Origin of the sequence: Gallibacterium genomosp. 1 (assembly GCF_001678575.1) — a bacterium.
GTDB lineage: Bacteria > Pseudomonadota > Gammaproteobacteria > Enterobacterales > Pasteurellaceae > Gallibacterium.
Genome location: NZ_JTJP01000051.1, coordinates 30072 through 49673 on the forward strand (window position 1 = coordinate 30072; position 19602 = coordinate 49673).

At 39.6% G+C, this 19602-nt stretch carries 17 protein-coding genes and 1 pseudogene; 8 read left to right on the forward strand and 10 right to left on the reverse strand.

Annotated elements, in window-relative coordinates; all coding sequences use genetic code 11:
* Positions 1-4: 4 nt before the first annotated feature.
* The 9 genes from rpoB to QV04_RS09395 form a co-directional block, all read right to left on the reverse strand.
* Complete coding sequence (rpoB, locus tag QV04_RS09355; protein ID WP_039172822.1) at positions 5-4042, reverse strand: DNA-directed RNA polymerase subunit beta; 4038 nt, start codon at positions 4040-4042, stop codon at positions 5-7.
* A gap of 248 nt (positions 4043-4290) precedes the next feature.
* On the reverse strand, positions 4291-4662 hold the full coding sequence (rplL, locus tag QV04_RS09360; RefSeq protein ID WP_065231277.1) for a 50S ribosomal protein L7/L12: 372 nt from the start codon (positions 4660-4662) through the stop codon (positions 4291-4293).
* Between the two features lie 52 nt (positions 4663-4714).
* On the reverse strand, positions 4715-5212 hold the full coding sequence (gene rplJ, locus QV04_RS09365) for a 50S ribosomal protein L10 (RefSeq protein WP_013746164.1): 498 nt from the start codon (positions 5210-5212) through the stop codon (positions 4715-4717).
* 258 nt (positions 5213-5470) lie between these two features.
* Positions 5471-6160 carry a 50S ribosomal protein L1 gene (rplA, locus tag QV04_RS09370; protein ID WP_013746163.1) on the reverse strand — a complete coding sequence of 230 codons (690 nt, stop codon included), beginning with the start codon at positions 6158-6160 and terminating at the stop codon, positions 5471-5473.
* Positions 6161-6163: 3 nt separating this feature from the next.
* Complete coding sequence (rplK, locus tag QV04_RS09375) at positions 6164-6592, reverse strand: 50S ribosomal protein L11 (protein ID WP_039133696.1); 429 nt, start codon at positions 6590-6592, stop codon at positions 6164-6166.
* A 107-nt stretch (positions 6593-6699) separates the two neighbouring features.
* Positions 6700-7251 carry a transcription termination/antitermination protein NusG gene (nusG, locus tag QV04_RS09380; RefSeq protein WP_039133699.1) on the reverse strand — a complete coding sequence of 184 codons (552 nt, stop codon included), beginning with the start codon at positions 7249-7251 and terminating at the stop codon, positions 6700-6702.
* 2 nt (positions 7252-7253) lie between these two features.
* Positions 7254-7670, reverse strand: a complete 417-nt coding sequence (gene secE, locus QV04_RS09385; protein WP_039133702.1) for a preprotein translocase subunit SecE — start codon at positions 7668-7670, stop codon at positions 7254-7256.
* Positions 7671-7813: 143 nt separating this feature from the next.
* Positions 7814-8281: a threonine/serine exporter family protein gene (locus QV04_RS09390; RefSeq protein ID WP_039133705.1), complete on the reverse strand. Its 468-nt coding sequence runs from the start codon at positions 8279-8281 to the stop codon at positions 7814-7816.
* Between the two features lies 1 nt (position 8282).
* Positions 8283-9059: a threonine/serine ThrE exporter family protein gene (locus QV04_RS09395; protein WP_039133707.1), complete on the reverse strand. Its 777-nt coding sequence runs from the start codon at positions 9057-9059 to the stop codon at positions 8283-8285.
* A 199-nt stretch (positions 9060-9258) separates the two neighbouring features.
* Here QV04_RS09395 and QV04_RS09400 point away from each other — a divergent pair, with 199 nt between their 5' ends.
* The 3 genes from QV04_RS09400 to proA all read left to right on the forward strand — a co-directional run bounded on the left by QV04_RS09400 (position 9259) and on the right by proA (position 12924).
* Positions 9259-10455 carry a sugar transporter gene (locus QV04_RS09400; protein WP_065231276.1) on the forward strand — a complete coding sequence of 399 codons (1197 nt, stop codon included), beginning with the start codon at positions 9259-9261 and terminating at the stop codon, positions 10453-10455.
* A 105-nt stretch (positions 10456-10560) separates the two neighbouring features.
* The gene (gene proB / locus QV04_RS09405; protein ID WP_065231275.1) at positions 10561-11655 is read left to right on the forward strand and encodes a glutamate 5-kinase; all 1095 of its coding nucleotides are present in this window, start codon (positions 10561-10563) and stop codon (positions 11653-11655) included.
* A gap of 9 nt (positions 11656-11664) precedes the next feature.
* Positions 11665-12924, forward strand: coding sequence for a glutamate-5-semialdehyde dehydrogenase (proA, locus tag QV04_RS09410; RefSeq protein WP_065231274.1), 1260 nt, complete (start codon positions 11665-11667; stop codon positions 12922-12924).
* Between the two features lie 147 nt (positions 12925-13071).
* On the opposite strand, the gene rho is transcribed toward proA, so the two are convergent.
* A complete protein-coding gene (gene rho, locus QV04_RS09415; protein ID WP_013746151.1) occupies positions 13072-14334 on the reverse strand; it encodes a transcription termination factor Rho in 1263 nt (420 codons plus the stop codon).
* A gap of 165 nt (positions 14335-14499) precedes the next feature.
* On the opposite strand from rho, the pseudogene rhlB reads away from it, so the two are divergent.
* The 5 genes and pseudogenes from rhlB to rodA form a co-directional block, all read left to right on the forward strand.
* Positions 14500-15669 (forward strand): annotated as a pseudogene (gene rhlB, locus QV04_RS09420) (ATP-dependent RNA helicase RhlB); the annotation flags it as partial.
* Between the two features lie 90 nt (positions 15670-15759).
* Entirely contained in the window at positions 15760-16062 is a 303-nt protein-coding gene (gene rsfS, locus QV04_RS09425; RefSeq protein ID WP_018346346.1) for a ribosome silencing factor, read from the forward strand.
* A 2-nt stretch (positions 16063-16064) separates the two neighbouring features.
* Complete coding sequence (gene rlmH / locus QV04_RS09430) at positions 16065-16535, forward strand: 23S rRNA (pseudouridine(1915)-N(3))-methyltransferase RlmH (RefSeq protein ID WP_013746148.1); 471 nt, start codon at positions 16065-16067, stop codon at positions 16533-16535.
* A gap of 5 nt (positions 16536-16540) precedes the next feature.
* Entirely contained in the window at positions 16541-18451 is a 1911-nt protein-coding gene (mrdA, locus tag QV04_RS09435; protein WP_039172813.1) for a penicillin-binding protein 2, read from the forward strand.
* Complete coding sequence (rodA, locus tag QV04_RS09440) at positions 18448-19560, forward strand: rod shape-determining protein RodA (protein WP_065231272.1); 1113 nt, start codon at positions 18448-18450, stop codon at positions 19558-19560. Before mrdA ends, rodA begins: the two co-directional genes overlap by 4 nt.
* Positions 19561-19602 lie beyond the last annotated feature (42 nt).

Below are 19602 nucleotides of genomic sequence, written 5' to 3' on the forward strand. Positions count from 1 at the left end.
TTGATTATTCAGTTTGTTCGTCGTCCAAATCAATATTAATTGCCAAAGAACGAATTTCTTTAAGCAATACGTTAAATGATTCAGGCATACTCGGATCCATTTGGTGAGTACCATCAACAATATTTTTATACATCTTGGTACGACCGTTCACGTCATCCGATTTAACTGTTAACATCTCTTGTAAGGTGTATGCAGCACCATATGCTTCCAATGCCCAAACTTCCATTTCCCCAAAACGTTGACCACCGAATTGTGCCTTACCTCCAAGAGGTTGTTGCGTAACAAGACTATAAGAACCGGTTGAACGAGCGTGCATCTTATCGTCAACTAAGTGATTCAATTTGAGCATATACATATAACCTACTGTTACTGGACGTTCAAATTTCTCACCAGTACGACCATCATAAAGCGTAATTTGTCCAGAGGTCGGTAATCCAGCTAATTCCAACAAGCCTTTAATTTCTTTCTCTTCTGCACCATCAAACACCGGTGTTGCAAGAGGTAAGCCTTTACGCAAGTTTTGTGCCAAACGCATCACTTCTTCATCGGTAAAGGTACTGAGATCTACTTTTTGACAAGCATCACCTAAGTCATACGCTTTTTGGATATATTCACGTAATTTGGCAACTTCCTGTTTTTCTTTGATCATACGGTTAATTTGATCACCAATACCTTTCGCTGCAAATCCTAAGTGAGTTTCCAAGATCTGACCGATATTCATACGAGATGGTACCCCTAATGGGTTTAACACGATATCCACTGGTTGTCCATTCTCATCATATGGCATATCTTCGATTGGATTAATCTTAGAAATAACCCCTTTATTACCGTGACGACCTGCCATTTTATCACCCGGCTGAATTTGACGTTTCACTGCAAGGTATACTTTAACAACTTTCAATACACCCGGTGCAAGATCATCACCTTGAATAATCTTATTACGTTTAACCTCTAATTTATGATCAAATTCTTTGCGTAACTCATCCAACTGTTCGGAAAGCTGTTCTAACTGAGCTTGTTTCTCTTCATCCGCAAGAGATTGCTCAAGCCATTTCATACGATTCATCTGTTCAAGCTTATCCGCACTAAATCCGTTCGCTAACAACAAATTACGGACACGGGTAAATAAACCAGCTTCAAGAATATCCAATTCCGCAGTTAAATCTTTCTTCGCTTGTTTTAACTGCATCTCTTCAATTTCTAACGCACGTTTATCTTTTTCTACGCCATCGCGTGTAAACACTTGAACATCAATAACCGTACCTGTTGTACTGTTCGGTACACGTAATGAAGAATCTTTTACATCAGATGCTTTTTCACCGAAGATAGCACGTAATAATTTTTCTTCAGGAGTAAGTTGTGTTTCACCTTTTGGTGTAACTTTACCCACTAGAATATCTCCGCCTTTTACTTCCGCACCGATATAAACGATCCCGGATTCATCTAGCTTACTTAATGCAGCCTCCCCGACATTCGGAATATCCGCAGTGATTTCTTCCGCACCTAATTTAGTATCACGAGCAATACAAGAGAGTTCCTGAATATGAATAGTAGTAAAACGATCTTCCTGAACCACACGTTCGGAAACTAACATTGAGTCTTCGAAGTTATAACCGTTCCAAGGCATAAACGCCACGCGCATATTCTGACCTAATGCCAATTCACCCAAGTCAGTTGACGGACCGTCTGCCAACACTTCGCCACGTCCGATAGGTTCACCTAAAGAGACACAAGGCACTTGGTTAATACAGGTATTTTGGTTTGAACGGGTATATTTAGTTAAATTATAAATATCAATACCTGCTTCACCCGGAATGGTTTCATCTTCATTCACTTTAACCACGATACGAGAAGCATCAATGTATTGAATATAACCACCACGTTTAGCAACCACTGTTACCCCTGAATCCACAGCAACCGCTTTTTCAATACCAGTACCAACTAACGGTTTATCCGATCTTAACGTAGGCACTGCTTGACGTTGCATGTTCGCTCCCATCAAAGCACGGTTCGCATCATCGTGTTCTAAGAATGGAATTAACGCAGCCGCAACGGATACGATCTGTTGAGTTGAAATATCCATATACTGGATTTCTTCCGGACGATATAAACCTGATTCACCATGCTCGCCACGTGCAGTAACGAAAGTATCAGTAAAGCGGAAATTTTCATCTAAATTAGAGTTTGCCTGCGCAATAACATAATTACCTTCTTCAATTGCAGACAAATATTCAATTTCTTCAGTTACCTGACCATTAACCACTTTACGATACGGAGTTTCTAAGAAACCGTAATCATTGGTTCGCGCATAAACAGATAATGAGTTAATCAACCCGATATTCGGCCCTTCAGGAGTTTCAATTGGACATACACGACCATAGTGAGTTGCGTGAACATCACGCACTTCAAAGCCTGCACGCTCACGGGTTAAACCACCCGGCCCTAATGCAGAAATACGACGCTTATGCGTTACTTCTGAAAGTGGGTTATTTTGATCCATAAACTGAGAAAGTTGTGATGAACCGAAAAATTCTTTAACTGCAGCTGAAATTGGTTTTGCATTGATTAGATCCTGTGGTGTCACAGAATCAAGATCACCCAATGAAAGGCGCTCTTTAACCGCACGTTCAACACGAACTAAGCCAATACGGAATTGGTTTTCCGCCATTTCTCCCACTGAGCGAATACGACGATTTCCTAAATGATCAATATCATCCACTTCACCTCGACCATTACGAATGTCGATTAATTTCTTCATTACTAGGATAATATCTTCTTTACTTAGAATACCTGTACCTTCACCTTCAGGAATATCTAAAGAACGATTAAATTTCATACGTCCGACAGCAGAAAGATCGTAACGATCTGGTGAGAAGAATAGATTATCAAATAATCCTTCTGCTGCTTCTTTTGTTGGTGGCTCACCCGGACGCATCATACGATAAATTTCAACTAAAGCACTAAGACGATCATAAGATGGATCCACTCTTAATGTTTCTGAAATATATGGACCGTAATCAAGATCATTTGTGAATAGTGTTTCAATTGTGTTATAACCAGCTTGGCTTAAATTCGCCAATAATTCTAAACTTAATTCTGTATTTGCTGGACAGATAATATCGCCTGTTGTTAAATCCACATAATCTTTGGCAGCAACTTTACCAACAATGTATTCTGCTGGTACAACGACCTGAGTAACACCATCTTTTTCTAATTGACGAATATGGCGTGCTGTAATACGACGACCACGTTCAACATAAATTTTACCATTAGCTTCGATGTCAAATGTTGCAGTTTCACCACGCAATCTATCTGGAACTAAGGTCATTAATAATTGATTATCTTTGATTTCAAATACAATTTTTTCGAAGAATAAATTTAAAATTTCTTCGGTTGTATAACCTAATGCACGCAAGATAATTGTTGCCGGTAATTTACGGCGACGGTCAATACGCGCAAACAGATTATCTTTTGGATCAAATTCAAAATCTAACCACGAACCACGATAAGGAATAATTCGTGCGTTATATAAAATTTTTCCTGAAGAATGTGTTTTACCTTTGTCGCTATCAAAGAATACTCCCGGACTACGGTGTAACTGAGAAACAATAACACGCTCTGTTCCATTGATCACAAATGTACCATTATCGGTCATCAATGGAATTTCACCCATATACACATCTTGTTCTTTTATATCTTTTACTGTACCGGGTGCGGCATCTTTATCATAGCTGACAAGGCGTAGTTTCACACGTAATGGCGCTGCATAAGTTGTGCCTCGAATTTGGCATTCTCTAACATCAAATACAGGCTCACCTAACTTATAATCTACATATTGCAACTCAGTATTGCCATTATTGCTTACAATTGGAAATACTGAACGGAATGCAGCCTCTAAACCTTGCTGACCTTCAGGATCTTTCTGGATAAACTTCTCGAAAGAATCTATTTGGATAGTTAATAAATAAGGGATATTTAGAACTTGCGGACGTTTGCCGAAGTCTTTACGAATACGTTTTTTCTCGGTATAGGAGTAAACCATAGGTTCCTCTGCTTGCTGTTCAGACCCACAATCCACACACTCTCGCTGTATTATACAAGGTGGCAGTGTAAAATTGATACCGTTAGGATTGTTTTATATAAAAACAATAACTTAAATTCCGTCATAACTGACTTCATTTTTACTAAAACTACGAGAGTTAAACGGTAATTTCTCATAGTTTCTGAAAGGCACAAAATGGCTGATGATAAAATCACCAGCCATTTTTGCTAAAAATCAAATAATATCAATTATTTAATTTCAACTTTTGCACCAGCATCTTCTAATTCTTTCTTAAGTGCTTCTGCTTCTGCTTTAGCAATGCCTTCTTTCAAGGTTGCTGGTGCAGATTCAACTAAATCTTTAGCTTCTTTTAATCCTAAGCCAGTTGCGCTACGAACTGCTTTGATTACTGCAACTTTATTTGCGCCAGCTTCTGCTAATACAACATCAAATTCAGTTTTTTCTTCTGCTGCCGCTGCGTCACCGCCTGCTGCTACTGCTACTGCTGCTGCCGCTGCAGAAACACCGAATTTTTCTTCCATTGCAGAAATAAGTTCTACAATTTCCATTACTGATTTTTCAGCAATTGCTTCAATGATTTGTTCGTTAGTTAATGACATAACAATCGTTTCCTAAAATAAGTAAAAGTTTTAAACCAATAAACTGCTAATATTAAGCAGCTTCTTTTTGATCGCGAATCGCCGCAATAGTACGTACAAGTTTTCCAGCCGCAGCTTCTTTCATTGTACCCATCAAACGTGCAATTGCTTCTTCGTATGTTGGTAGAGTTGCTAGACGATCGATAGCTTTTGCTTCGATGAACTCACCTTCAAAGGCTGCGCCTTTAATTTCGAACTTATCGTTTGCTTTAGCAAATTCTTTGAACAAACGTGCTGCAGCACCTGGATGTTCGTTAGAGAATGCGATAAGAGTCGGACCTTTAAACGTATCTTTCATGCATTCAAATGCGCTACCTTCTACGGCACGACGTAATAAAGTATTACGTACAACACGCATATACACGCCAGCTTCACGAGCTGATTTACGTAATTCAGTCATTTTGTCTACTGTTACACCACGAGAATCGGCAACAACAGCAGATAACGCACCCTTGGCAACTTCGCTTACTTCAGCAACAACTGCTTGTTTATCTTGAAGATTTAATGCCATTGGCTTTTAGCTCCTGAAATACATCAATCTAGTTTCCTAGACATAAAAAACCCTATCTGACAACTTAACAGAAAGGGACGAATTTCGGTGCCAGAAGCAGAAAAATTCTTATCTGTACACCATCTACGTAGGATAATTAAGAAATTTCTTTCCCCTACGGTCTTGGATGAGGCTTGAATAGGTCAAGCACCAACCAGAATCTTACTAAAAAGTTAAGGTCGTAGATTATAGAGATAACCTACGACAAAGTAAAGCAAATTATAAACTGCTTTGATCGATTTCAACACCAGCACCCATAGTAGTTGAAAGGCTCACTTTTTTGATGTAAACACCTTTCGCTGTGCTTGGTTTTGCTTTATTTAATGCAGCCAACAACGCTTGCAAGTTTTCTTTGATTTGATCAACTTCAAAGTTTACTTTACCGATAGTTGTGTGGATGATACCGTTTTTATCATTACGGTAACGAACCTGACCTGATTTTGCATTCTTAACAGCTTCTGCAACATTAGGGGTTACAGTACCCACTTTAGGGTTTGGCATTAAACCACGTGGACCAAGGATCTGACCTAATTGACCAACAACACGCATTGCATCCGGAGAAGCAATAACCACATCGAAGTTCATTTCGCCTTTTTTCACTTGATCTGCTAAATCTTCCATACCTACTAAATCAGCGCCAGCTTCTTTAGCTGCTTCAGCATTTGCACCCTGTGTAAATACCGCAACACGTACAGAACGACCTGTTCCGTGTGGCAATACAGTTGCACCACGAACGTTTTGATCTGACTTACGCGCATCAATACCTAAATTTACAGCTACATCAACACTTTCAACAAATTTAGCTGTTGCCAATTGTTTTAATAAAGCAACCGCTTCGTTAATTTCGTACGCTTTAGTTGAATCTACTGCTGCTTTGATCGCTTTCATACGTTTGGTTAGTTTAGCCATTGATTAGTCCTCCACTACCAAACCCATTGAACGTGCAGTACCTTCAATAGATTTCATCTTAGTTTCAATTGTTGCACCAGTCATATCAGCCGCTTTAAGTTCTGCAATTTCACGGACTTGTTGACGAGTTACTTTACCCACTTTATCTTTGTTCGGTTTACCTGAACCAGATTTAATACCAGCTGCTTTTTTCAATAATACTGCTGCCGGAGGAGTTTTAGTGATAAAAGTAAAAGAACGGTCTGCATAAACAGTAATAACAACAGGAATCGGTAAACCTTTTTCTAAGCTCTCAGTACGTGCGTTGAATGCTTTACAGAATTCCATAATATTCACACCTTGTTGACCTAATGCTGGACCAACTGGTGGTGAAGGGTTAGCCATACCTGCTGCAACTTGCAACTTAACGTAGGCTTGAACTTTCTTTGCCATTTTAATTTCCTCGTTATGGGTGATAACGCTTTTCAGCTCCCCGTTGTTTCAAAAGCTCGCTATTCTAAATAAAGAAATAGCGTTTTTCAAGTAAATCAGTTAAAAAATTAGCTCAATTTTTCAACTTGACTAAAATCCAATTCGACAGGTGTTGCTCGACCGAAAATAGAAACGGACACTTTCAAGCGGCTCTTTTCATAGTCCACTTCTTCTACTGTTCCATTAAAGTCGGCAAATGGTCCTTCTTTAACACGCACCTCTTCTCCAGGCTGGAACATTGTTTTTGGTCTTGGTTTATCGCTGCTCTGCTCTAAACGATTTAGGATCATTTCTGCTTCACGGTTGGAAATTGGTGCTGGATTATCCGGTGTTCCTCCAATAAATCCCATTACTCTAGGGACACTACGTACTAAATGCCAAGTATCATCATTCATTACCATTTGAACCAATACATAGCCCGGGAAAAATTTTCTTTCACTCTTTCTGCGTTTTCCACCCACATTTTCAACAACTTCTTCAGTTGGAACTAACACTTCACCGAACAGCTCTTCCATATTGTGCAACTTAATATATTCACGCAATACAGTTGCAACACGTGATTCAAAACCTGAAAACGCCTGCAACACATACCAACGTTTTTGTGTTGTATTTTCACTCATAATTAGAACCTCAAGTTGGTGATAAAGTTAATCAAAGAAACAATGATCGAATCTAATCCCCACAAAATTAAAGAAACGACTACTGTTACTCCCATTACGATTAACGTAGTTTGTGTTGCTTCTTGGCGAGTAGGCCAAATAATTTTTCTTAACTCAATGCGAGATTCTTTTAAAAATGTTCTTGCAATAGTTCCCTGATTAGTGATTGCCGCAACAAATAATGCCAACAACAATAGCACAACCATTGCTGGAACACGCACAACAGAAGAGAATTGATCACCAAAATAGATATTACCGACCGCTGCAATAAGAACTAATATCACACAGCCAATCCATAATGTGCTATTAAGCCCTTTGCTTTTCACTCCATCCTCTACCGAGGATGCAGATGCTTTCTTTTTCTCGATTTCTACACTCATTCTAAACCCACTAAAACCTAATAACTAACTTATAGGGAGATTTTTTAAGCTCGCAATTCTAGCATTTTATTGCCAGTTTTCATACAAAAATTATTTGTTGTTTTAATTTTTGCTCAATCACACCATAAAAGCGCATTCTATCTTTAAACCACAGGTTTTCTGCGGTAGAAGAGTTGTCCTGGCAGTGCCAAACCAAATACCAACGCTGCAAGAATAAAACCGGTTTTAATGAAATATTCCAATGCCTGTGCCAATAACGCTTCGCTATAGCTGTAATGGTGAATTTGTACAATCGCAATCATTGCTTTATAAGCATAAACACCGGGAATCATCGGAATAATAGCAGCAACAGTAAACACTTTCGGATGAGCCAAAAAACGTTGTGAAAGATAAACTCCAATAAAACCGATCAATGCTGCCGCAAAAAATGTGCTGAAAACTACTGGAACATCACAATAATTCACCAAAACAGTTCTAAAACAATGCCCCAATGCACCTAGAGTAGCACAATATTTCAAAGCCTTAGGAGGTACATTAAAAATTAAAGCAAAACCGACCGCCGGTATCGCAGCAAAAAAAAGATCATCTAGCAATGTTAATAAAATATCCATTTTACCCCCAAGCATTAATATGCAGAAACGCTAATGCAAACACGATACCAATACAAGCTCCGAATGTCAGTACTGTCGCAACTGCCCAACGACTGATTCCCATACTGACATATCCTTTTAATACATCTGAAAGTGAATTAATTAATGGAAAACCGGGAACCAATAATAATACACTCGATGCTAAAGCAATTTCAGGAGCATTTCCTAGATGATGAAGTAATGCTTGACCGGAAATACAGGAAGCCACAAAGGCGGTTACCGAAAAGTTAATCAGTGGATTATAGTGCCGTTTACCAATCTCCTGTCTAACAAACATTGCCACTGCTGAAGCCCAAAAAGTAATAAAGGAGATCATTACATCACCACCTGCCAATCGGGCAAAACTAGCACAGGACAATCCCACCATTAACACGACAAACCAGCGATTATATTTCAACGGTTTCACTTGTTCTAATTTCTTATGCACTTGATATATACCATAAATTTTATGTTCAGCCGCAATTATTATGCGCTGAACCTGTGTCACTACCGCCATATTAATTCCGCTATCATAATTTCTTCTAGTAGTGGTAATACAATGATCCTGATAACGTGTAGTGACAACAATTGCATTCGGTGTTAAAGCACATTCAACGCTATCCATTCCCAAAGCCATTCCTAATCTAGTCGCAGCCTGATCGACTAAAATACTTTCTGCGCCATACTGCAACATTAACAATGCCGCTTTAGCGCAAAGTCGCGTTATCTCTTGCTGATCTTCTTGTGATAATTTAGCCATACTTTTTACCCTATAAATTTTGAGTCGCTATTATAAAAGAAACTTTCCTTAACAACACTTAACCCAGATCAAACCTTTTTAAAGCTACACTTTTCCACGCTGAATAAATGAAAAATCAGTATACGAAGTTTTCATTAAGTACTACTATTAGCCCGACGCTAAGAAATACAATAAATAAAAAATAGGAACAGTTAATTAGATGTTAGCCAAAAATGTTGTTCGCCGTATTGAATATACTCGTGTCATAGTTATGGCATTTGCCGCTTTTGTATTCAATACCACAGAATATATTCCTGTCGCGCTCTTGAGTGATATTGCCGACAGTTTTCATATGCCGGTTTCTGAAGTTGGCTTGATGATTACGGTATATGCTTGGATTGTGGCATTGATGTCATTGCCTTGTATGTTGATGACTTCAGCATTGGAGCGCCGCAGTTTGCTCGTCAAACTCTTTATTGTTTTTGTTGCCTGCCATATTTTATCCGCCTGCGCTTGGAACTATTGGATTTTATTGCTTTCCCGAGCCGGCATCGCCTTAACCCATTCAATATTCTGGTCAATCACAGCTTCCTTAGTAATGCGCGTTGCTCCGCGCGACAAACGCACTCAGGCATTAGGTTTGTTGGAAATGGGTACCGCCTTGGCAATGGTTCTTGGCTTGCCGCTAGGCAGAGTGATAGGACAATGGTTAAGCTGGCGCACTACCTTCGCCATTATAGCCATCGCTGCGATAATCATTATGATCACTATTGCTAAATTACTTCCTCACCTGCCAAGTAAAAACGCGGGTTCAATCGAAAGTTTGCCAATATTAGCTCGCCGTCCAATGTTAATGGGTATTTATCTACTCACTGCCATTGTGATTGCCGCCCACTTCACGGCTTACAGCTACATTGAACCGTTTATGATACAAATCAGTCATATCTCTGACAATGTAGCAACAGCAGCATTATTAATTTTTGGGTTATCTGGCTTAGTCGCCAGTCTATTGTTTAACCTTTTTTATCATCTTAACCCAAATAAATTTCTACTCAGTTCGATGCTGATATTACTGCTGTCTCTCGCACTATTAAACCAAATCGGAACACATTCAACAGCGATATTTTTATTAGTATTTATATGGGGGATCGGCATCTCAGCTCTCGGTTTAGGTATGCAAATGCGTGTTCTACAACTGTCTCCCGATGCAACTGATGTAGCAACATCTATTTTTTCCGGTATCTATAATGTTGGTATTGGTGCAGGTGCGTTGATAGGCAATCAGGTAATGCACTATTTAGGGCTGAGTTATATTGGTTCAATCGGTGCGCTCCTAGCCATTATTGCAGTACTCTGGTTTATCTTTATACAGCTCAAATTTGCACATACGTTAGTAAAAATACCGCATAAAAATTAGCGTGTCCGAAAACGTGCCTCCTATATCTTAAACACGTTGACTTTTATTCGCTTTTTAAAGTATTTAATGCTAACTTAATCGCTTTCAAATCAATCACTCGTTATTATGAAAACTATTGTCTTAAAATTCGGTACCAGCGTACTAACACAAGGTTCATCAAAATTAAATCGACCTCATATGCTTGAAATCGTACGTCAATGTGCCACTCTCCACCAACAGGGTTATCGTCTTATTATTGTCACTTCTGGTGCAGTTGCTGCTGGTCGTTATTATCTGAACAATCCGCAATTACCGGCAACAATTGCCTCTAAACAGTTATTAGCAGCTGTAGGTCAAAGCCAACTCATCCAAACTTGGGAGCAGCTATTCCAAATTTATGATATTAAAATCGGGCAAGTTCTATTAACTCGTGCTGACTTTGAAGATCGAGAACGTTTTCTTAATGCACGCGACACACTAATGGCAATGTTAGAAAATCAGATTATCCCTGTAATCAATGAAAATGATGCCGTGGCAACAGCAGAAATTAAAGTCGGTGATAATGACAATCTCTCAGCATTAACTGCAATTTTATCACACGCTGATCAGCTCTATTTATTAACCGACCAACAAGGTTTATTCAATTGCGACCCACGCAATAACCCAAATGCAAAACTGATTCCTGTTGTAGAGAAAATTACTGAAGATACCAAAGCAATTGCTGGAGGTAGCGTATCCGGCTTAGGTACGGGTGGAATGTCTACTAAAATTACCGCTGCCGATATTGCTACTCGTTCCGGTATCGAAACCATTATCGCACCTGGCGGACGTAAGAATGTGATTATTGATTTAGCCAATAATTTAGAAATCGGCACAAAATTTACAGTAGCGTCACATGGTATCGAAAGCCGTAAACAGTGGTTATTTGCCGCACCGATTACCGGTTATATAACGGTCGATAATGGTGCAGAGCAGGCATTGACGATACAACATAAATCATTACTACCGGCTGGGATTCGTATTGTTGAAGGTACTTTTTCTCGCGGAGAAGTGGTACTGTTACAAAACCAGCAGGGTAAAGCTTTAGCCAGAGCAATGGTGCGCTATAACAGCGATGCACTGCAACGTATTAAAGGGCAACAATCAAGCAAAATTAACGATATTCTAGGTTATGAATATGGATCGGTAGTAGTGCATTGTGACGATCTCGTTTTATTATAAGGAATGGAAATGATAGATTTACAACAAATAGGGCAACAAGCCAAACAGGCTTCTTATCAGCTTGCGGCTCTCTCTCATCAACAAAAAAACAGTGCATTGGCAAAAATTGCCGAACAATTAAAAGATCGTCAGAGTGATATTCTTGCCGCCAATGCTAAAGATATTGAAAATGCGCGCCAACAAGGGCTTAGCGAAGCATTAATCGATCGACTACTCCTTACAGAAAGTCGCTTGGACAATATTATTCATGAAGTAAAACATATTATTTCGCTTGCCGACCCGGTTGGAAATATTATTGACGGTGCTGAGTTGGATAGTGGTATTCACATTCAGCGTAAACGTGTGCCGATAGGCGTTATCGGTGTAATTTATGAGGCCAGACCAAATGTTACCGTAGATGTTGCCTGCTTATGCTTAAAAACTGGAAATGCTGTTATTTTGCGTGGCGGTAAAGAAACTGCTCACAGCAATAAGATTTTAGTTGAGATCATTCAACAGGCATTGATTCAAGCTCAACTACCAACAACTACAGTACAAGTAATTACTAATCCGGATCGAAACTTAATCACACAATTATTAAAACTTGATCGTTATATCGATATGATTATCCCACGTGGTGGTGCCGGCTTGCACAAACTATGCAAAGAACAATCCACTATTCCTGTAATAGTTGGCGGTATTGGCGTTTGCCATCTTTTTGTTGAAGAAAGTGCTAATCTTGAAAAAGCATTAGCGGTTATTCATAACGCTAAAACACAACGCCCTAGCACCTGTAATACGTTAGAAACTTTATTGGTTCAAGAAAGTATTGCTGAAACTTTCTTACCTAAACTTGCTACTTATGCTAAAACGCCGAACATCAACTTCCACGCTGATGCTACAGCTAAAGCAATTCTGCAACAACATTGTGATCGCGTACATACTTTGCAAGAAAACTCTCTCTCTGAAGAGTGGTTATCTTACGATTTGAATGTAGTGATCGTGAAAGATATTAATCAAGCAATCGCTCATATCCGCCGCTATGGAAGTCAACACTCTGACGGCATTTTAAGTCAAAATCCACAACGATTAATGCAATTCGCCCAACAGGTTGACTCAGCTGCTGTTTATCTCAATGCAAGTACACGCTTCACTGACGGAGGCGAGTTCGGCTTAGGTGCAGAAGTTGCGGTCAGCACTCAAAAACTGCACGCTCGAGGCCCGATGGGATTGGAAGCACTCACCACCTACAAATGGATCTGCCAAGGCGATTACGCCACCAGAGCTTAACATCCTCCCGCCTTAAAGGGCGGGGATTTATAGATTATTCTGATAAATAGAAAAAATGTTACATAGTAATTTATTCATAAAAAAACCACCCTATTTATCGCTAAGTTCAAAACAAAATAAGGTAGTTTTTATCAAAATATTTTTTAACTAAGAGCGTTTCATCGCTTCAAAAAATTCTTCATTGGTTTTCGTCATCGACAATTTATCAATTAAGAATTCCATCGCTTCAATTTCACCCATAGGATGCACAATTTTGCGTAAAATCCACATTTTTTGTAACTCATCCGGCGTGGTAAGCAACTCTTCTTTACGTGTACCTGAACTATTAAAATCAATTGCTGGGAAGACGCGTTTTTCCGCAATCTTACGAGAAAGGTGAAGCTCCATATTACCGGTTCCTTTGAACTCCTCGTAAATCACTTCATCCATTTTAGAGCCGGTATCAACCAATGCAGTAGCGATAATAGTTAAGCTGCCGCCCTCTTCAACATTACGCGCAGCACCAAAGAAACGTTTAGGGCGATGCAAGGCATTTGCATCTACCCCACCGGACAACACTTTACCCGAAGCCGGTGTAACTGTGTTGTAAGCGCGCGCTAAACGTGTAATAGAATCTAACAAAATGACCACATCTTTTTTATGCTCAACCAAACGTTTTGCTTTTTCAATCACCATTTCAGCCACTTGAACGTGGCGTGCCGCCGGTTCATCGAAAGTAGAAGCTACCACTTCACCCTTCACTAAACGTTGCATTTCAGTCACTTCTTCTGGACGTTCGTCAATCAACAACACCATTAAAATACATTCCGGATAGTTATAAGTGATGCTTTGTGCAATGTTTTGCAAAAACATTGTTTTACCTGCTTTTGGTGGTGCAACGATTAACGCACGTTGACCTTTACCAATCGGTGCAGCCAAATCAAGAATACGTGCGGTTAAATCTTCGGTTGAACCGTTACCACGTTCCATTCGTAAGCGATAATTAGCGTGAAGCGGCGTTAAATTTTCAAATAGGATTTTATTGCGGGAAATTTCAGGACGGTCGTCATTGACTTGATTCACTTTTAATAAGGCAAAATAGCGTTCACCCTCTTTCGGCGGTCTGATTTTCCCCTCAATCATATCACCGGTGCGCAAATTAAAACGGCGAATCTGACTCGGCGAAACATAGATATCATCTGGTCCAGCCAAATAAGAACTATCTGCGGAACGTAAAAAACCGAAACCATCCGGCAAAATTTCTAAAACACCATCTCCGAAGATATCTTCTCCACTTTTTGAATGCTGTTTTAAAATGGCAAAAATGATGTCCTGTTTTCTTAGACGTGCTAAATTTTCTAGCCCCATTTGTTCTTCGCCTAATTTAACCAGCTCAGAAACGGGCATATTTTTTAATTCTGTTAAATTCATAATGACTGAAATGTTGTTAGATTAGATTAAAAAACGAATTGTAAAGTTGGATATGAGAAAAAATTTAATGGCGCAAAGTTACCATTAAATAAGACTAATGTCCAGTTTTAGAGTAGAATTTCTCGCTGAATTCAGCCTATTCAGCAGAGATTTTTTTAATTTATTATGGAACATCAATATTTAACTTCAACGAAATTTAGTGATTTTAATCTTCATCCGAACATTCTCTCGGCTTTGCAAAAAATGGGAATGACGTATTGCACACCGATTCAAGCGGACTCCTTGCCTTACTCATTGGCAGGTAAAGATATCGCCGGACAAGCACAAACAGGTACAGGGAAAACCGTTGCCTTTTTAACAGCACTTTTTCAAAAACTCATTCAAGAGCCGGCGTCGCATCACACATTGGCCGCCATTATTCTCGCTCCGACACGTGAACTTGCCGTCCAAATTTATCACGATGCCCAACACTTTGCGCAAACTACCGGATTAAAACTGGGTTTAGCGTACGGCGGCGATGGTTATGACAAACAGCTTCAAGCTTTGCAACAAGGCGTGAATATTCTTATCGGCACCACAGGTCGTGTGATTGACTATATGAAACAGCGCATTATTTCGCTCGATCACGTTCAAGTTGTGGTGCTTGATGAAGCGGATAGAATGTTTGATCTCGGCTTTATTCGCGATATTCGCTATATTTTGCGCCATTGTCCGCCTCCGAGTAAACGTCTAACAATGTTATTCTCTGCCACGCTCTCCTTTAAAGTACGCGAATTGGCTTTCGAAGATATGAATGATCCGCATTACATTGAAATTGAATCCGCCTATAAAACCGCAGATACGGTCAAAGAAGAGCTGTTTTATCCCTCTAATCAGGACAAAATGAAATTACTGTTGACCCTTTTGGAAGAGGAATGGCCAGAACGTTGCATCATTTTTGCTAATACCAAGCATCAATGTGAAAAAATTTGGCAATATTTAGTTGCTGATCAATTAAGGGCGGGCTTACTCACCGGTGATGTGCCACAGAAAAAACGCTTCGCTTTATTGGAACAATTTGCGAATGGGCAATTGGATATTCTGGTTGCGACCGATGTTGCGGCAAGAGGATTACACATTCCGCAAGTAACGCACGTTTTCAATTATGATTTACCCGATGACTATGAAGATTATGTACACCGTATCGGTCGAACTGGACGTGCCGGAGAAAACGGAATTTCAATCAGTTTTGCTTGTGAAGATTATGCGGTTAATCTGCCGGCGATTGAACAATATATCGGACATTCCATTCCGGTCAGTCATTACGATCCTTCTGCACTGTTGCCGCTGCCGAAACGGAGATTTCCACGCAAAGCAAGATCGTGATACAATTCGCGCCTTAAAATTTTAATTAGGACTATTTTTTAACCAAAAAAGGGGTTTTACGTGTTAGAAACTATTGTCGAACAATTAGACAATCTGAAAGCAAAAGATATTTTAGTGCTTGATGTAAAAGGAAAATCTCCGATTACCGATGATCTTGTGATCTGTACCGGCAATTCAAGTCGCCACGTTGCCTCTCTGGCTGAAAATTTGATCGCTTATTGCAAACAGCATCAGATTGAAAGTTTCGGTGCAGAGGGCTTTAACACCAGCGACTGGATTGTGGTCGATTTTGGGCAAGTGATGGTACATATTATGCAAGAAGAGGCGCGCACGCTTTACCAATTAGAAAAACTGTGGGCATAACAATGAAATTACAGTTAATTGCCGTCGGTACCAAAATGCCAGCTTGGGTCACTGAAGGATTCACCGAATATCAACGCCGTTTCCCGAAAGATTTACCTTTGGAGTTGATCGAAATTCCTGCCGGTAAACGTGGCAAAAACGCAGATATTAAACGTATCTTAGAGAAAGAGGGAGAAGCAATGTTGGCTGCTTGCGGGAAAAACAGCCTGATTGTCACACTCGATATTCCAGGTAAACCTTGGACAACACCACAACTGGCGCAACAACTCGAAAGCTGGAAACAGGACGGTCGTGATGTCTGTTTATTAATCGGTGGACCTGAAGGTTTATCTCCTGAGTGCAAACAGGCTGCTGAACGCAGTTGGTCACTTTCTGCACTCACTATGCCGCACCCTTTAGTACGCATTGTAGTTGCAGAAAGTTTATATCGCGCTTGGAGTTTAACTGCCAATCACCCCTATCATCGAGAATAATCCAGATGAAATTAATGAAATTTTTGCAAGAAAAAGAGACTATTCGTGACAATCAAGCAGAAAGCAATCTGTTTGCTCGTCGTGCATTAATTTCATTTATCGGTGTACTCATTCTCACCGGAGTACTTTTAACGAATTTATACAATTTACAGGTTGTTAATTACGACACCTACCAAACACGTTCCAACGGTAACCGTATTAAACTGCTACCTATTGCCCCAACTCGTGGCATTATTTATGATAGAAATAACAAAATCTTAGCGGAAAACCTCACGTTTTTCGGTTTATACATCATACCGGAAAAAGTGGATAATTTAGAACAAACATTCAATCAATTACGGCAAATTGTTGGCTTGACTGATGACGATATTGATGCTTTTAAAAAAGAACGTCGCCGTTCACAACGTTATACACCGATTTTATTAAAAGCTGATTTAAGCGAAGATCAAATTGCACGTTTTTCCGTTAATCAATATGCATTTCCAAGTTTAGAAGTAAAGCCTTATTTTAAAAGACATTATCTATATGGCGAGCCACTCACACATATTCTCGGTTATGTTGCACGAATTAATGACCGTGATGTTGAACGCTTGAAACAAGAAGAAAAAGAAGCCAATTATTCTGGCACACACGACATCGGCAAACTCGGTATTGAACGTTATTATGAAGATGAACTACACGGTCAAGTCGGTTTTGAAGAGGTGGAAGTGAACAGCCAAGGCAAAGTTATTCGTAAATTACGTGAACAACCTGCTGTTGCTGGTAAAAATATTCGTTTAACCTTAGATGTTGATTTACAACGTTATATTTTTAATCTTCTCGGCAATCAAAAAGCAGCGGTCGTGGTAATGAACCCAAAAGACAGCAGCATTTTAGCGATGGTTTCAACACCAAGCTATGACAATAATCTATTCGTGGACGGTATTTCCTATCAAAATTATCAAAGATTATTGAATGATCCAGAGCGTCCATTATACAGTCGTGCATTACAAGGTGCTTATCCACCAGCATCAACAGTAAAACCTTTTATTGCGGTTGCCGCATTAACCGAAGGTGTTATTACACCCAATACCACTTTCTATGATCCCGGTTACTTTATGATCCCAAACACTAATAAGCGTTTCCGTGATTGGCTAAAAACAGGTCACGGTGCTACTAATGTTATCAAAGGCATTACCGAATCATCAGATACCTTTTTCTATAATGTTGCCTACCAAATGGGAATTGATCGTCTGTCGGATTGGATGATGAAATTCGGCTTCGGTCAACTCACTGGAATCGATATTTTAGAAGAAACGAACGGTGTTATGCCAACCAGAGCTTGGAAACAAAAACGCTATAAAAAGCCTTGGTTCCAAGGGGATACCATTCCAGTTGGTATTGGGCAAGGTTATTGGACAGCAACACCGTTACAGTTAGCAAAAGCATTATCTATTCTGATTAATAACGGCAAAGTTAATACTCCGCATTTAATGCAAGAAATTATCGGCAATCAGGTCGAATATTATCAAGATAAACATCAATATCCTGATATTACCGAACCAAATGATATTTATTGGAATATTGCAAAACAGGGAATGTACGGCGTAGTCAACAGCCCAAATGGCACAGCTCGTAAAGCTTTTGCCGGTACCCCTTACAAAGTGGCTGGTAAATCGGGAACAGCGCAAGTATTCAGTCTAAAAGAGAATGAAACTTATAACTCAAAAAACTTGTCTAAACACCTGCACGATCACGCTTGGTTTAATGCTTATGCACCATTTAATGATCCAGAGGTAATTGTAACCATTATTATGGAAAACGCTGGCGGAGGCTCAGGAAATGCCGCACCTATCGTCAGACAAATTTTTGATTATTATTTTGCGCATCAACCACAAACATCCCCAGTTAATCCAAGCGGAGTATCGACACAATGACAGAAAAGCATACAATAACTACTTTGTGGCAGAGATTGCACATTGATTTAAAGCTGCTTTTAGGCTTAATAATCGTGGTAATTTATGGTTTAATTGTGCTTTACAGTGCTTCAGGTGGCAGTGAAAAAATGTTCGATAATCGAATAATGCAGGTAGCAATGGGGTTTACCGTGCTATTTGTTTTTGCACAACTGCCGCCCCGCTTCTATCAAAAATTAGCACCGTACTTATATTTAATCGGTATTATCTTGCTGATTTTGGTAGATTTAATCGGTACAACCAGTAAAGGCGCACAACGTTGGTTGGATTTAGGGCTATTTCGCTTCCAGCCATCAGAACTGATAAAATTGTCGGTGCCGTTAATGGTGGCGACTTTTTTAGGTAAACGGCAATTACCGCCCAGCTTCGGCAATACTATCATTGCCTTAGCCTTAATTATTGCGCCTACTTTATTGGTAGCAATACAACCCGATTTGGGAACCTCTATTCTTGTTGCGGCATCTGGCATTTTTGTGGTGTTTCTTGCTGGAATGAGCTGGAAGTTAATAGCGACAGCTGTTATTGGCGTTGCTGGTTTTATTCCCGTGTTATGGTTTTACTTAATGCACGATTACCAAAAAACACGGGTATTAACCCTGCTTGATCCTGAAAAAGATCCTTTAGGTGCAGGGTATCACATTATTCAATCAAAAATCGCTATCGGTTCAGGAGGTTTGTTCGGTAAAGGTTGGATGATGGGAACACAATCTCAGTTAGAATTTCTACCTGAGCCTCATACTGACTTTATTTTTGCAGTATTAAGTGAAGAGTACGGATTAATTGGGATTATCGTTTTATTAATCATTTACTTATTTATTATCGGGAGAGGATTAATCATTGGTGCGAAAGCACAAGACGCCTTCGGTCGAATTTTGACCGGCGCTTTAACATTGATATTCTTTGTTTATGTCTTTGTTAATATTGGTATGGTGAGTGGTATTTTGCCTGTTGTTGGTGTTCCATTACCGCTAGTCAGCTATGGTGGAACATCGTTTGTGACATTAATGGCTAGTTTCGGCTTAATTATGTCAATTCATACACATCGACGAATGCTTTCTCATGGAAGCTAATTTCCATTTGAGCAATCAAAGAAAGTTAGGGAACATATTTAA

Excerpts from the sequence above, each read along its gene's own strand:
- rpoB (WP_039172822.1), bottom strand. The coding sequence starts at position 4,042 with ATGGTTTACTCCTATACCGAGAAAAAACGTATTCGTAAAGACTTCGGC.
- rplL (WP_065231277.1), bottom strand. The coding sequence starts at position 4,662 with ATGTCATTAACTAACGAACAAATCATTGAAGCAATTGCTGAAAAATCA.
- rplJ (WP_013746164.1), bottom strand. The coding sequence starts at position 5,212 with ATGGCATTAAATCTTCAAGATAAACAAGCAGTTGTTGCTGAAGTAAGC.
- rplA (WP_013746163.1), bottom strand. The coding sequence starts at position 6,160 with ATGGCTAAACTAACCAAACGTATGAAAGCGATCAAAGCAGCAGTAGAT.
- rplK (WP_039133696.1), bottom strand. The coding sequence starts at position 6,592 with ATGGCAAAGAAAGTTCAAGCCTACGTTAAGTTGCAAGTTGCAGCAGGT.
- nusG (WP_039133699.1), bottom strand. The coding sequence starts at position 7,251 with ATGAGTGAAAATACAACACAAAAACGTTGGTATGTGTTGCAGGCGTTT.
- secE (WP_039133702.1), bottom strand. The coding sequence starts at position 7,670 with ATGAGTGTAGAAATCGAGAAAAAGAAAGCATCTGCATCCTCGGTAGAG.
- QV04_RS09390 (WP_039133705.1), bottom strand. The coding sequence starts at position 8,281 with ATGGATATTTTATTAACATTGCTAGATGATCTTTTTTTTGCTGCGATA.
- QV04_RS09395 (WP_039133707.1), bottom strand. The coding sequence starts at position 9,059 with ATGGCTAAATTATCACAAGAAGATCAGCAAGAGATAACGCGACTTTGC.
- QV04_RS09400 (WP_065231276.1), top strand. The coding sequence starts at position 9,259 with ATGTTAGCCAAAAATGTTGTTCGCCGTATTGAATATACTCGTGTCATA.
- proB (WP_065231275.1), top strand. The coding sequence starts at position 10,561 with ATGAAAACTATTGTCTTAAAATTCGGTACCAGCGTACTAACACAAGGT.
- proA (WP_065231274.1), top strand. The coding sequence starts at position 11,665 with ATGATAGATTTACAACAAATAGGGCAACAAGCCAAACAGGCTTCTTAT.
- rho (WP_013746151.1), bottom strand. The coding sequence starts at position 14,334 with ATGAATTTAACAGAATTAAAAAATATGCCCGTTTCTGAGCTGGTTAAA.
- rlmH (WP_013746148.1), top strand. The coding sequence starts at position 16,065 with ATGAAATTACAGTTAATTGCCGTCGGTACCAAAATGCCAGCTTGGGTC.
- mrdA (WP_039172813.1), top strand. The coding sequence starts at position 16,541 with ATGAAATTAATGAAATTTTTGCAAGAAAAAGAGACTATTCGTGACAAT.
- rodA (WP_065231272.1), top strand. The coding sequence starts at position 18,448 with ATGACAGAAAAGCATACAATAACTACTTTGTGGCAGAGATTGCACATT.